Raw genomic sequence first — 475 nt, forward strand, 5'->3', positions numbered from 1 at the left:
GGAACAGCCTCAAGCTACAATCAGGAAACCTGCCTCAAAACTGACCCCGGAAGTATTTGAGAAGATCAAGGCGCTGAGAGACCAGGGGGTGGTCAGTGAAGAGATCAGCGCCGCGCTAAGAGAGGACAATATTCAAATTAGCGCTGGGATGATCAAGAAAGCGCTTCGATTGGATGCGGGCTTACCTGGAGAAGGTATGCCCAAGGCGGTGACCCGTGATGTCATGCAGATCATCCTCGACCTGAAATCTCAAAAGCTCACCCACCAGGCAATCTCCGATCACCTCAAAGATAGGGGGGTACATTTGTCAAAATCAGGAGTGGACAGAGCGCTTAGAGTTGCTTCATTGCAATTTAATGTGACGGCGGATTCAGAATCGTGGCGCAGTTTCCGGGAGACGGGATATCAGCAGGCCTCTCCCGATATTCAGCACATGCTGCAGGCACTGGATCAGCCAGCAGCATCTGGAAAAGTG

The 475-nt window shown here is 51.8% G+C and carries 1 protein-coding gene; it reads left to right on the forward strand.

The window, feature by feature from the left end; genetic code table 11:
• On the forward strand, positions 1–475 hold a 475-nt coding region (locus ABLN87_RS22350; protein WP_353014312.1), incomplete at both ends, for a hypothetical protein.

This window comes from Ruegeria sp. SCP10, from assembly GCF_040329495.1.
In the GTDB taxonomy this organism is placed as follows: Bacteria; Pseudomonadota; Alphaproteobacteria; order Rhodobacterales; family Rhodobacteraceae; genus Ruegeria.